The sequence below is a fragment of the Gilvimarinus algae genome, assembly GCF_030518215.1.
Lineage (GTDB): Bacteria > Pseudomonadota > Gammaproteobacteria > Pseudomonadales > Cellvibrionaceae > Gilvimarinus > Gilvimarinus algae.
Genome location: NZ_JAULRT010000052.1, coordinates 607,659 through 620,692, shown reverse-complemented (window position 1 = coordinate 620,692; position 13,034 = coordinate 607,659). Strand labels below are relative to the sequence as shown.

Below are 13,034 nucleotides of genomic sequence, written 5' to 3'. Positions count from 1 at the left end.
GTCGTCAATGGCGTTCTTATATTGCTAGCGCTCAAAGTGGGTAAACTCTTGAGCATATCCCGGATTATCCGTCTGTTTAGGGTCGGAATCCTACCACAAGTATAGCGAGTCCCGTCGCAGCAAGTGAAGGCCTAGTGTAGAGCATGGAGATCTTTGAGTATTTTTTGAGCGCCCCCTTGGCAGACTTGTCGGCTGGCGTATTTCTGGGCGCCATATTCTTCTCAACTGCTCTCTACTGGCTGGCGATACGCCCTTCCAGGTCCCGCGAGCGGCAATTAACCGAGCAATTGGTTGAGCGCGATTATCAGGGTCAAATGCTGCAGGCGCAGTGGCAGCATGAGCAGGCCGTGCTCACCAATAACCTTGAACACCTGCAGACCGAGCATAATCGGCTTCTAGAGCGGTGCGAACTGCTGCAAGCAAGGGCGAGCGAGCTTGGTGAGAGTAACGCGAGTTTGCGCGAACGGTTGAGCCATTATGAGTCTCAGGCGCAGCAAATGGAGCAAGCACAAGCGCGACTTGTCCAGTTAAGCGAGGAAAAACGGGATTTGCAAACCCGTCTTGAGGCTGAACGCGAGCAACTCAATGCTCAAACAGCGTTTCTCGAGCGCACCAAAGACGAGCTCAAGCGCGAGTTTGAATTGACAGCCAATAAGCTGTTTGAGCGTAAGTCCGAGCAGTTCAACAGTGCCAGTCAGAGTTTACTGGAGGGGACTCTCAGTCCGTTTAAATCCCAGCTGCAGGAATTTCGCAAGAAAGTGGAAGACGTTTACGAGCGGGAAAACGCTGAGCGCAACCGCTTGTCGGGACAAATCATCGAGCTGCAAAAGCAGGCCCACAAGATTGGTGAGGACGCGGTTAGCTTGGCTCAGGCGTTAAAAGGTAACACCAAGACTCAGGGTGGCTGGGGTGAGGTGGTACTCGAGCGTCTTCTCGAGCAATCGGGCCTGCAAAAAGGTCGCGAATATGAAACCCAGCTGAGTATTAAGGCGCCCGATGGCAAGCGCCGCATGCCCGATGTGGTAGTGCACCTGCCCGAGGGCAAAGACATTATCATTGACGCCAAAGTCTCCCTTACAGACTATGAGCGCTATTGCAACAGCGATGATGAGCAGGAGCGACAGCAGCACATACAGCGACATGTTCAGTCATTGCGGGCGCACATAAAGGGGTTGAGTGCTAAAGACTATGAGGATCTGCCAGGGCTCAAAGCACTGGATTTTGTCTTTATTTTTATTCCGATTGAGGCGGCTTTTATGCTTGCCATGCAGTACGACACCAACCTCTATAAAGAAGCTTATGATCGTCAGATCATTCTCGCCAGCCCGACCACCTTGCTGGCTATTTTACGTACCATCGATAATATCTGGCGACACGAGAAGCAAAACCGCAATGCCGAACGAATTGCCCGGGATGCCGGCGGACTGCACGATCAGTTTGTCCGATTGCTGGAAGCGCTGGACAATGTGGGGGGTCATCTCGACAAAACCAGAGAGGCCTACGATTTGGCGTACAAACGTTTGTCTACCGGGAAGGGCAACTTGCTGCGGCGCGTCGACACTTTGCGCACCCTCGGCGCAAAAACAAAAAAAACCATAGATCCCAAGCAACTTGAATCCTTTGGCGATCATGACACTGACGATGAGGTAGCGGATGAGCCCTGACTCTATCAAAATGGTATTACTGGTGACGGCCACAGCGGTAGTTGCTTTGCTGGCTGCCATGGCGGGCTACTATGTGTATCAATTGCGCCGCCTGCGCCAACAGCAAAAGCGCCAGCTAGAAGCTCTGCAAGAGCATGGTGAGGAGCAGCGCAAGCGCGTTAACAATAGCATCCGCGTTATCGCTATTGCTGCACAAAACGATGAGCTGAGTCTGACCGAAGCCAGTATTCGGTTGTCCGTATTGCTCGACAGTCTCGGCGTAGAAGATTCAGTGCGCGATGAATTTTCGGTGTTTTTTCAGTTGCGTGACGCCACTTCTCACATTCCCATCCTCGATGCATGGAAACAGCTGACACCACGTCAACAAATGACCTACGATAAAGAACGGCTGGAAAAAGAAGCGCAGTTTCGAGAGTTTGTGTTGGATGCGGCGCAGCGAATTCAGCACCGCAGTTTCTAAACGGTTTTAAGCAATTGATTTTTCCAAAACAGCGCCGCACTCGATGTGATCGGTAAAAGGGAACTGATCAAAAAGCGCAAAGGCGCTGATCTTGTGACTGCTTTGCAGAGCCACTATATCACGGTGCATGGTTTCAGGGTTGCAGGAGATATAGATGACGCGCTCAAAACGCCGGGCGATCTCGGTGGTGTGCGGGTCTAGGCCGGCTCGGGGCGGGTCGACAAACAGCGTAGTGAAGCGATAGCTGTCCAGCTCAAGATGCTGCAGGCGTCGAAAGGGACGCACCTTGTCCAGCGCCTGGGAAAAGTCTTCGCTGGACATTCGCACTGTCTCGATATTGCCGATACCATTGAGTGCCATGTTGTATTGAGCTGACTTTACCGAGCTTTTCGCCAACTCTGTGGCAAGTACCCGCTCAAAGTTCTGCGCCAGCGGTAAAGTGAAGTTACCGTTGCCACAGTAGAGCTCGAGTAAATCGCCCCCGGCTCCAGCACTGTGTTTCACAGCCCAGCCCAGCATTTTTTCACAGACGATGGCGTTAGGCTGGGTAAAACTGCTTTCTATTTGCTGATAACGGTACTGACGGCCGCTGACAGTCAGGGTTTCTGTGACATAGTCTCTGTCCAGGACTCGTTTCTGTCCGCGGCTGCGCCCAATCAGCCGCATATTGAACTGCTGTTGCAAAGGTCGAGCGGCCTCATCCCATTGTTCATCCAGCTTTTTGTGGTAAATCAGAGTAACCAGCGCCTCGCCCGACAAGGTGGTTAAAAATTCGGCCTGAAACAGCTTGCGCCGGAGCAGCTCACTGGCATTGATCGCCTCCAGCAGTGGCGGCATCAACTGGGTAATGGTCTTGAAACCCTGGGGAAAATCGTCGATAAAGTAGGGCTTTTTATACTCGCCTTGGCGGTACATGGCGTAGTGGGCGCGGCTTCCCTCGTGCCAAATTTTAAACTCTGCCCGCATCCGAAAGCCGCGGGCAGGGGAGTCAAACAGTTCAATCTCGGGAAGCGCGCAGTTGCTAAACAGCGTTTGTATCTTGGCGAGTTTCTCCTGCAGTTGCCGGGGGTATGCCTCGTCGGAAAATGCTTGGGTCATTCAGATTCTCTATCGGGAGCGGTTGGGTCTTGCTGGCGACACTCCCCCCACTCGCAACTTACCAGCGCTGCGGGCGCCTGATTGCAGTAGTGGGCGTAGCTCTCCAGGGGCCACTGATTCAAAAGCGTGATTATACGGGAATTGCCACTGCAGTTGGCTTGCAATGACTGGCTAACACTGAAAAAGCTGCGCCCAGGTTCGGGCCAGCGATTGAAACGATCGCGGATGTCGCTAACACCGACGATGTTATCGGCCAGGGGCGGGTAGTCGCTCAGGAGCGTTTGGCTTAGAGCAGCGTTTGCATCGAGCTCTGTGTAGCGAGCGCTCTCCACCCGGTCGAGCTCCCGGCGGCAGACCGCCTTTTGGGCGTCGGGCCCGCGCTGAGACAAGTTGAGTCTGTCGGAGACGCGATCACCCAAGTCCCGAACTTTGAAGACACTGGACAGCGAGTAAAGTCTCTCGTCCCAGTTCACCACGTCGGGCTGGTCTGCCAGAATCAGCGCCTCTGAGCGTGACAGCAATTCGGTGTTGGTGAATTGCCAGGATTCGCGCACGGCACTTGCCTGGTCGGCGACCGGGCCTCCCAGGGCGCTGCAGCTGGCAAGGACGGTCAGGTCTTCCACGGCGGCATCCTGCACGTTATGGGCAAAAACAACCAACTCGGCACTTGTGGGTGGCAAGGGCTCTTTGGTCTGGCAGGCGTTTAACAGCAGCGCTGTACAGACAATAGCGGTCAGGGAAAATGGCCTAAAATATGACATAGAAGATCCTCAGTGAACCAGCAAAGACGCAGGCAGGCTTCCTTCATCCCGGTTGCGGTCTTTGGGGAGTCGAATGGTAAAGCGCGTCCCTTCACCGGGGTTAGACGCAACATCAATCGTGCCGCCGTGGTGCTCCGTCACAATAAAATAGGATACCGAAAGTCCAAGCCCCGTACCCTGACCAATGTCCTTGGTTGTGAAAAATGGCTCAAAAATATGGCGTGCGACCTCCTCGGGCATCCCGGGGCCATTGTCTTCTACCTCCAATATGGCGTCGTTCTGATCGTGGGCCAGCTGGATCTTAATGTAGGCTGTCTCATCAAAATCGTCGCCAATCGCCTGAGCGGCATTGCGAATCAAGTTGAGCAATACCTGCTGTATCTCGGCGGCACTGCCATGAATTTGCGGCAGGCTAGCGTCCAGTTCGAGCACGATCTCCGGTAAATGGGAGCGCTCGGCGGCGAGCAGTTCGATGCCGTGGCGGATAACGTGGGCAAGATCAAAAGGCCGCTGACTCTGTCCGCTGGAGCGGGAAAAATCCAGCATATTGGTGACAATGTCGGCCGAGCGCTCACCTGCCTCGCGAATATCTTCCAAAAACTGCGAAATTTTCCGCTCCTCCAAATAGGCGACAAGCTGTTCGAGCCGCACATTGTGATGCTCGGCAGCGCGATGATTGGCGGCCAGTGAAGGGGAAATCCGGCGGTATATATTCTGGACACCGTGCAGAATCGTACTCAGCGGATTGTTGATCTCGTGTGCCATGCCTGCGGCCAATTCGCCCAGAGAGAGCATTTTCTCGTTTTGGATCATCATGTTCTCAACGCGCACCCGCATAGTGACATCGTCGATCCGAATAACGGCTCCGATGGCTTGAGCGGCGATCAGCGGATATATGGTCAGGTCGCTGTAGTGTAGCTCGCCGGAGTAGGTTTCTTGAATATTCTGGCTGATATAGGGTGTGCCCGCCTCAATGGTATCGCTGATAATATCACCGTCCACCGGTAGGCTTGGGTAAACGTCTTTCAAGTGCTTGCCCAAAGCATCGGCCGATGCTATTCCCGTTTTGTCTTCCGACGCGGCGTTCCAGTGGGTAATAAAACCTCTGTGCGTCACGCCGATAATCACCGAAGGCATGGAGTTGATGATGCTGTGGAGATATTCCTGCGTTTCGCGTAGCAGAAGCTCGGTAGCTTCGTGGCGGCCAATTTCCTGGTAGAGCTGATCGTTGGTACTGTGCAGGGATTCGGTGCGATCGCGGACTTTTTCTTCCAGCTCTTTTTGCGACTCAAAGAGCGCCTGGCGGGCGTGCTTTATTTTCAGACGGCTGCGCTGTAACCCGATAATCAGTGTAGTTTGCAGCATGAGCAAGATCAGAATGATCACCCAAAGCCAATTTCGCTCGCTCAGCTCACCATTGCCTGCCTGGGCAAATGCCTGAGCAGCTGTCAGCGTAGTCAGCCAGAAAACTGTTTTCGTTAACCTGCGCCCCACTGTCAAACCCGGCCCCACAAACGTCTCTTGAGCTCGGCAGTCTAGCACCGAAGCCGATGCGCCGACAGACCTGAAAACCCGTGGAAAACGGATGAAAAATAGAAAAAGTGTATACATTTTAGTCGGTTAGGGAATTAATTTGAAATAATGTTTGACACCTATTAGGTTTTCAGTAGAATGCCCAGCACCTGAACGGGGGGTGGTTAGCTCAGCTGGGAGAGCATCGCCCTTACAAGGCGAGGGTCACAGGTTCGATCCCTGTACCACCCACCAATTTCAGGATTGCGGACCGGTAGTTCAGCTGGTTAGAATGCCGGCCTGTCACGCCGGAGGTCGCGGGTTCGAGTCCCGTCCGGTCCGCCATACATACAAAAAGCCCTCGCGAATGCGGGGGCTTTTTGTATGTATTCTGGTTCGAGACGGGCAAGAAGCCGCGTTCGGGTTCGACCAATTGGCCGGGAGCCAATTGGCACAGCTCGACAGAGCTGCCCGAAGGGTGGCCGCCAGGGATCGGCGGCCATAATTCCCCTCCGGTCCGCCACTATTCAAAAAGGCTCCGCACTGTGGGGCCTTTTTTATGCCCGTTAATATTGTCCATGCCGACAGGACAGGGCGAGAACCCGCCAAGCTGTGTTCGACCAATTCGCCGCACTACTACCCGAGAGGCGAGGGCCCAAAGTGAGCATTGCTTCAGAGTCATGGGAGCTTGGGCATTGCCCTCATCCGAAGCGGGCATACTCTGAGTGTTTTTCTCCGCTGGCCAAAGTCTCCGTCTGCACCCGGTAGGCTGCTCTCTATTCCTGATCCAAGAAGCGTGCACTCTCGTAAAGAGCCCGGCAAGACCTCAAAAATCACATTATTGTCATATAGCTGTGGGAACCTCCTGATTTAGGGAATTGCCAAGGCTTTTTAATGTCATAACCCTGATCCGATTCCCTGGAGCCACTTCAGGAAGCGGAATACACGAAAAAAACTGAAACACCCTGAGGAAATAGACATGCAAGATTATCTTGAAGAGTTGCTGGAGGCGCCCCTCGAAGAGCTCGATGAGGATGGCGGCGAAGATTATTCTGAACTCTAAACCTGCCGTTTGCCGAGCCTGGTGCTCGGAAATCGGCGGGGCCCAGCCGATTGTGAAAACCTGAACCAAATCCCACATTTCCCCCCCAAAAGACCCAAAAACCCCGAAATAGCTGATTTATCCCGCCTCTAACCCTATACTTTGACGAAATCGCGGAGTAGGGCGTATGTGTAACGCGCGCAGGGGCAGCCATGTCCGGTCTGGATGAATCAGTAGAAGCAGTGGTCATTTTCGAAGACGGCAAAATCGATCGGGAACTTCAGTACCCGGAGTTTGAGGCCGTTATGGATGGTTTTGTCCCTCTGCCCGATTTTGCCAACCGGCGAATTTGCGCCGTCTACCTGCGTATTAACCGCCAGCTCAGAATCCGTGCCTGTGTGTTTTTTATGGTCGATTTCGATGCCAGGGGCATGATCGGCGCCCGCTGGAACGTCCCACTGCAGCAACTGGCTGACAGCGCCAGCCGTGGCCCGGATTTGGGGGCGGGGCCTATTGCTCTGGCGTGCTACAGCCAGTGCCCGATCGAGTGGCACCAGAAAAACCTCTGGGACCCTACTATGGAGCCGGGTCGCAACAGTTTCGTATTGATGAAAAAGGCGATAGCGGCAAACCGCCTTGGGTTGGTGTTCTCGGCTCCGGAGAAACCTGCTGAAGAGCCGGTGTCGGCCGGTGCCAGCGAGCTGAAAGACAAGCTCGAGCGCGAATACGCGCAGGCCATGCGCACTCGGCTGGCGCACACTCTAAAAGAGCAGCGGTTGCGGATCAATACTCTCAAGAGCCGGCTCTCTTTAAAGGTGGATGCGCTCAAGCGCGAACATCAGGAGCGTCTGAGCGGGTATCAAGGTAAACTGGAGCGCGAACAGGCAGAGAATGCGCAACAGCAAAAGCGCATCAGCGAACTCGAACACGAATTGGCGCTTAGGGACAGCAAACTGCAGGGCGTGCGCGAATACTACGAGCATAAACTGAGTGCCACCCGTCTCGACGGCGGCGCACAACTCGAAGCGCTAGAAGAAGGCTTTGCCCGCGAGCTTGAGCAAAAGCTGCAGGAAACCCGCGACGAACTGCAGCAATTGTTGGACATGCGCGAAATGGAACTCTTTTACCGCCAACAGCAGGAAGAGAGTTTACGCGAAGAACTGGCGCAGCTGCAGCAAGAACGCGAGGGGCTACTGGAGCACGGTGCCCGTCAAATGCTGGCCCCTCTGCAAAAAGCTGGTATCAGTTTTGTGGCCTATCAGCCAGGGGCAGGGCAGATGACGCTTCCGGCGGAAGACATCGCCGATTACCTGGCAGACCCCGCCGCCTACGCCGCGCAGAAATGCGGTGTCAGTGACGCCATCTACCGGTTATGGCTCGACCACTACCAGTCCCCCTATTGTACGGCGACCACAGCCGATGGCGAAGAGTGCGGCACTGGCGTCAAGCGGATTACCGATCCCACGGACTTTCACGAGGGTGAGACAAACCGCTGTGAGCTGCACCGCACCGTGGATGGCAACCTCGCGGCAGGGCGCGGCTGATGGGCAGCTACCAACCACTCAACGCCCTGCTGCAAAGCGCTCAAAGCGTCGCATACGATCGCTTGCGCCTACCGCACTGTCAGGCGCGTGGCGTTGAGGTGTTGTTGCGCCGCGACGACTTGCTCCACCCCATTTACGGCGGCAATAAGCTGTTCAAGCTCTATTTCAATTTGGCTCAAGCGAGGCAGCTCGGTAAAACGCGCCTGGTGAGCCTGGGCGGCCCCTGGTCTAATCACCTGCATACCTTGGCGCGCATGGCCAGTGAACACGGCTTCGCTGCCAAGGCAATCGTGCGTGGTGAGCGCCCGGCGCAATTGAGCGCTACGTTATTAGACGCACAGCGCTGGGGAATGGAACTACAGTTTGTCTCGCGCCAGGCGTATCGGGCCTACGCGGCGGGCGCCTCGCCCGGAATAGCCGACGATGACTACTTTGTGCCCGAAGGGGGCGCCAATGAGCTTGGTCGCCTTGGGTGTGAATGGCTGGGCCAGGCCATCGCGCTGAGCGCTTCTGGCAATGCCGCGGCGATCTGTTTGCCGGTGGGTACCGGCGCGACAATGGCCGGGGTGATCCGGGGGCTCGCGGGGGCACTGCCGACCATTGGTTTTTCGGCCCTCAAAGACGATTCGGCGCAAAGCCAAATCGCAATGGGCCTGCCAACGGATAGGCCCTGGCGCCTTATCTGGGGTTTTCACGGCGGCGGCTATGGCCGCCGCCTGCCGTCCGCCATGATGGATTTTTGGCGTCGATTTGAGCGCGAACACACCATCGCGCTCGATCCGGTCTACACCTTGAAAATGTTATGGGGCATCAATCAATTGGCACTCGCCGGATACTGGCGCCCGGGCACAACGCTGATCGCGTTGCACACCGGCGGTATTCAGGGGCGTCGCGGGTTTTCTGCACAAATTGACTGGCCGAGCCCATCACCACTTTCGCCTTGTGAGCAGTAAGTTATGGAACAGCAAACCAACTACGGCCAAAACAGTGTCTGTGTCGAACTGCAGCAGGCCCGGGCGCTGGTGCCGCTCAAGGATATGAGCGAAGCGCACTTGCAGGTATTACTCGACGGGGCGCGAGCGGAATTTCTGTACCCCGGTCAGTCATTGTTTAACCGGGGTGCGGTAGATCAGTGCCACCTCTATTTACTCTACGGGGACTTGCTGCTCGAAGACGCCGACGGCCTGGAAACGGTGGTTAAAGGGCGCACCACCATTATGCCCCTGGCGCACGAACGGCCGCGCCAGTACCAGGCGATAGCGGCAACCGATTGCGCAGTGCTGCGCATACACAGTGACGAGCTGGACAAGCTGCTGACCTGGAGCCAGGTAGCCGATTATCTGCACAGCGTCATCGCCCGCGACCGCGACATGGACGAAGACGTTAAGTGGATGATGCAGGTATTGCGCTCAAACCTGTTTTTTAAAGTGCCACCTCTGAACGTTGAAGAGATCTTTAGCCAGATGACACCGCGTCTTGTGGATGCCGGGGAAGTCATTATCCGTCAGGGCGAAATCGGCGATATGTGCTACTTCATTAAAGAGGGCAGGGCAGAGGTGACCCGCCAGGGGCCTACGGGCAGCGAGAAAGTTGCCAGCATCGCGGAGGGGCGCTGCTTTGGCGAGGATGCCCTGGTGAACGACGCCCCGCGCAACGCCAGTGTCACTATGACCAGCGATGGCGTCATCATGTGTCTGCCCAAGCAGGCGTTTTATCGCTTGCTCAAAGCCCCCAAAGTACCATTGGTCAGTTACCAGACGGTGTTACAACGAGATGTTAAGCAAACGGCGGTGGTCGATGTTCGCTCGGACGAAGAATACGCTCAGGGCCACATTCCGGGGGCGGTGAACATTCCCCTGCACCTGCTCGGTATAAAATCCCGCCTGCTGCGACTAGGGGTTCACTATATTTGTTACTGCGATACCGGCCGGCGCAGTGGCGCTGCCACTCACCTGTTGCGCGAACAGGGGTTTTCCGTCAAAGCGCTCGAGCATTGCGACCAACTGTTTCACCGCGCCGATAGCGAACTTACTCCTGAGGCAGACAAAAACTATGTGTTGCGCGAAGGCTTGGCCGTTGCCGGCCAGTGATCTGGCACGACAAAAAAACGCTCACACTCCTGCCAAATGTCTTTTTCAGGCTCAAGGCGTGCGACCATTTTGGGCACACCCAGGCCGCCGACCTGACTGATCAGCGCAAAGTTCAATTCGGTGCGTTGCAGTGGCTGCAGAGCTCGGTGATAACGAACCGGGGCCAGCCAGTGATTTCTCGGTATGACGCTAAAAAATGGCTTATCGGCGGTGAAGGCACCGCTCGCAGTGCCTGCAGTGAAATCCCGCAAATACCACCATCTCCCCTGCAGAGCCTCCCGGTTTACCCCCGGTGGCAACTCTGTTAAATCTGCCCTGGCCGGCGCGAAGAGCCAGCCGCGCAATAAAAAGTGCTGCTCAACGTGGGCGCTGTCCATGCCGTCGAGGCGCAGCTGTTCCATGGCTTCGCGCCGATGCAACAGCGGCAACTGATGGTCCGTTAAATGACGAACCTTAATGTCCAGCCGGTCATTGGCATTGGGACCAACCCACGCGGCCAGCTGACGGAGGTCTTCACCCTGACCCAGATAGAATTTTACCGCCGCTTCGATATGTCGGTAGTGTCCATCGTTACTGGCGAGGATGAAGTCAAAAGCGCCCAGAGTACGCGAATCGCCATTGATTTGTCGGTTGTGACTAATCAGTGTATCGCCACTGAACGCCTGCCAGTAGAACTGCCAGAGGGATTCGAAATAGAGCCCCAGTCGGGTGCTGCGCCGACCGGACAGGTGTGCAAGCAGGGCGCCTGGGTCGCCATCGAGCGAGCGCAGCCAATCGATGGTCCTGTCATCCAAAGGCACTCGATAGCCACTGGCGGGGTAGGTCAGAGCGGCCACTACATCCGGTCCAAAACAGCACCAGGCGAGCTCGCGAACCTGCCGCACCTTAAGCTCGCGTATGAGTTCTGTGATACCGTTGTGTTCAGGACTGCTGTTCATTGGCGTTTGCTGACGGCTTGGGCATAATGGCGCGGATAATAGTAACGGCGGGGAAGACCATGACGCAATTTTCCAGAATAGGCCTTATCGGTCGCTTGGACAATCAGCGGGCACGCTATAGCGTGGATCGGCTGATTCGCTTCCTGCTGACCCGCGATGTTCAGGTGCTCATCGAAGAGCAGACGGCGCAAATCGTCGATGTCGGGCAACACTACCCGCAATTGCAGGTAGCGGATATGGATGAGCTCGGTACCAGCTGTGACCTGGCGATTGTCGTCGGGGGCGACGGCAGTCTGCTTAGTGGTGCGAGAGATCTGGTGCAGTATGACGTACCCTTGCTCGGTATCAATCGAGGGCGTCTCGGCTTTTTGACCGACATAGTCCCGGAGGACATTGAACAAAAAATCGCCGAGGTGCTGGCGGGCGAGTATGTGGCAGAGCAACGCTTTTTGCTGGACATGCAAGTGGTACGCGACGGTGCTCCGGTATGCGGTGGCGATGCGCTCAACGATGTGGTCCTGCACCCGGGCGAGTTTATTCGCATGCTCGAATTTGAACTCTATGTGGACGACTATTTTGTCACGTCTCAGCGCTCGGACGGGATCATTGTCTCCACACCCACCGGGTCTACCGCCTACGCGCTGAGCGGCGGCGGCCCGATCATGCACCCCAAACTCGACGCCATAGTTCTGGTGCCCATGAACCCCCACACGCTCAGCAGTCGGCCTATGGTTGTTGCGGGCGATAGCGTGATACGCATACTGGTGGGCGAGGGCAACAGCGCCGTACCCCAGGTCACTTGTGATGGGCAAACTCACGACCCCGTGCGCGGCGGTGACCAGATTATCATTAGCAAAAAACCCCAGCACTTAAAGCTGATTCACCCGCTGAACCACAATTTCTACGAGCGCTGCCGCTCCAAACTGGGCTGGGGAGGCCATTTGCTGGATAAGTCATGACTCCCGCTGAGCCCTATGACCTCGACGAAGATGCCTCGCGCCTGGATTTTATCGGTGATGTGCACGGATGTGCGCAGACACTTGAGCGTCTCCTCGAACAAATGGGGTATCGGCATCAGCAGGGCGTATACGCCCACGCCCAGCGCAAGGCCGTTTTTGTCGGTGATATTCTTGATCGCGGGCCGCGCATTCGCGAGGCGCTCGCCTTGGTACGCGAGATGGTCGAGCGCGGCAGTGCCTACCTGATACTCGGCAATCATGAGATTAACGCCTTGTGTTATTGCACTGTGCACCCTTCGGCACCCGGCAACTACTTAAGGCCGCACACACCTCGCAACACCCGAATTATCAGTGAGACCCTGGAGCAGTTCGCCCATCACAATGACGAGTGGCGCGACCACCTGCAATGGCTGGCGCGCCGGCCGCTGTATCTGCGGGCGCGCGGGGCCAACATTGTCCACGCCTGCTGGGACAGCACCGTGATTGAGGCACGCACCAGTGCCGTTTTGGACGAGAGTGAGTGGCTGGCATTGGCCGACCCGTCATCGATGAGCGCCCAACACGTCAAGCGGCTGACCTCGGGTATTGAGCTCCCGCTGCCAGAGGGGCGCTTTATGCTCTCGGCCGAGGGCTACAAACGCCGCAGCTTCCGCGCCAAGTTCTGGGAACAAGCCCCCCAAACCCTTGGCGATCTGGCGTTTCAGCCCGACCCGCTGCCGGCGGAAATCGCAGCACTGGCCATTAAACCTGAGATCGACCGGCAACTGGTGGTGTATGATAGCCGTCAGCCGCCCTTGTTCCTTGGCCACTATTGGCTCAGCGGCGTTCCTCAACCGGTAGCCCCCAACATTGCCTGCCTGGATTACAGTGCTGTTAAATTTGGTCGGCTGGTGGCCTATCGGGGCGACGGTGCTCAGCGAATTCATCCGGATAATTATGCCTGGGTCTATGTGGACCCCTAGGGCC

11 protein-coding genes and 2 tRNA genes are annotated in these 13,034 nt (G+C 56.2%); 9 read left to right on the top strand and 4 right to left on the bottom strand.

Going from position 1 to position 13,034, the window contains the following annotated elements:
• The first annotated feature begins 143 nt into the window (after positions 1–143).
• On the top strand, positions 144–1,664 hold the full coding sequence (locus tag QWI16_RS10090) for a DNA recombination protein RmuC (protein WP_302712824.1): 1,521 nt from the start codon (positions 144–146) through the stop codon (positions 1,662–1,664).
• Positions 1,654–2,124, top strand: a complete 471-nt coding sequence (locus QWI16_RS10085; protein ID WP_302712823.1) for a DUF2489 domain-containing protein — start codon at positions 1,654–1,656, stop codon at positions 2,122–2,124. The genes QWI16_RS10090 and QWI16_RS10085 overlap by 11 nt, the downstream gene beginning before the upstream one ends.
• 6 nt (positions 2,125–2,130) lie before the next feature.
• Here the strand turns inward: QWI16_RS10085 and trmA are convergent, their stop codons facing one another.
• From trmA to QWI16_RS10070, 3 genes are read right to left on the bottom strand one after another with little or no spacing between them, the layout of a single operon-like run.
• Positions 2,131–3,222, bottom strand: a complete 1,092-nt coding sequence (gene trmA / locus QWI16_RS10080) for a tRNA (uridine(54)-C5)-methyltransferase TrmA (protein ID WP_302712822.1) — start codon at positions 3,220–3,222, stop codon at positions 2,131–2,133.
• Complete coding sequence (locus QWI16_RS10075) at positions 3,219–3,983, bottom strand: hypothetical protein (protein WP_302712821.1); 765 nt, start codon at positions 3,981–3,983, stop codon at positions 3,219–3,221. The genes trmA and QWI16_RS10075 overlap by 4 nt, the downstream gene beginning before the upstream one ends.
• Before the next feature lie 9 nt (positions 3,984–3,992).
• Complete coding sequence (locus tag QWI16_RS10070; RefSeq protein WP_302712819.1) at positions 3,993–5,495, bottom strand: two-component system sensor histidine kinase NtrB; 1,503 nt, start codon at positions 5,493–5,495, stop codon at positions 3,993–3,995.
• A 179-nt stretch (positions 5,496–5,674) separates the two neighbouring features.
• Between QWI16_RS10070 and QWI16_RS10065 the strand changes: the two genes are divergently transcribed.
• The 5 genes from QWI16_RS10065 to QWI16_RS10045 all read left to right on the top strand — a co-directional run bounded on the left by QWI16_RS10065 (position 5,675) and on the right by QWI16_RS10045 (position 10,171).
• Positions 5,675–5,750: transfer RNA gene (locus QWI16_RS10065), tRNA-Val, on the top strand.
• Between the two features lie 13 nt (positions 5,751–5,763).
• Positions 5,764–5,840 (top strand) — tRNA-Asp (locus QWI16_RS10060).
• Between the two features lie 909 nt (positions 5,841–6,749).
• Positions 6,750–8,081, top strand: coding sequence for a hypothetical protein (locus QWI16_RS10055; RefSeq protein WP_302712817.1), 1,332 nt, complete (start codon positions 6,750–6,752; stop codon positions 8,079–8,081).
• Complete coding sequence (locus tag QWI16_RS10050) at positions 8,081–9,034, top strand: 1-aminocyclopropane-1-carboxylate deaminase/D-cysteine desulfhydrase (protein ID WP_302712815.1); 954 nt, start codon at positions 8,081–8,083, stop codon at positions 9,032–9,034. Before QWI16_RS10055 ends, QWI16_RS10050 begins: the two co-directional genes overlap by 1 nt.
• A gap of 3 nt (positions 9,035–9,037) precedes the next feature.
• Positions 9,038–10,171: a cyclic nucleotide-binding domain-containing protein gene (locus QWI16_RS10045; protein WP_302712813.1), complete on the top strand. Its 1,134-nt coding sequence runs from the start codon at positions 9,038–9,040 to the stop codon at positions 10,169–10,171.
• Here the strand turns inward: QWI16_RS10045 and QWI16_RS10040 are convergent.
• On the bottom strand, positions 10,132–11,109 hold the full coding sequence (locus QWI16_RS10040; protein WP_302712811.1) for a DUF1853 family protein: 978 nt from the start codon (positions 11,107–11,109) through the stop codon (positions 10,132–10,134). The two genes, QWI16_RS10045 and QWI16_RS10040, sit on opposite strands and share 40 nt — an antisense overlap.
• Before the next feature lie 59 nt (positions 11,110–11,168).
• Here QWI16_RS10040 and QWI16_RS10035 point away from each other — a divergent pair, with 59 nt between their 5' ends.
• Positions 11,169–12,068 (top strand): NAD(+) kinase, encoded by a 900-nt coding sequence (locus QWI16_RS10035; protein WP_302712809.1) that lies wholly within the window; start codon positions 11,169–11,171, stop codon positions 12,066–12,068.
• The gene (locus QWI16_RS10030) at positions 12,065–13,030 is read left to right on the top strand and encodes a metallophosphoesterase (RefSeq protein WP_302712807.1); all 966 of its coding nucleotides are present in this window, start codon (positions 12,065–12,067) and stop codon (positions 13,028–13,030) included. The genes QWI16_RS10035 and QWI16_RS10030 overlap by 4 nt, the downstream gene beginning before the upstream one ends.
• Positions 13,031–13,034: the final 4 nt, after the last annotated feature.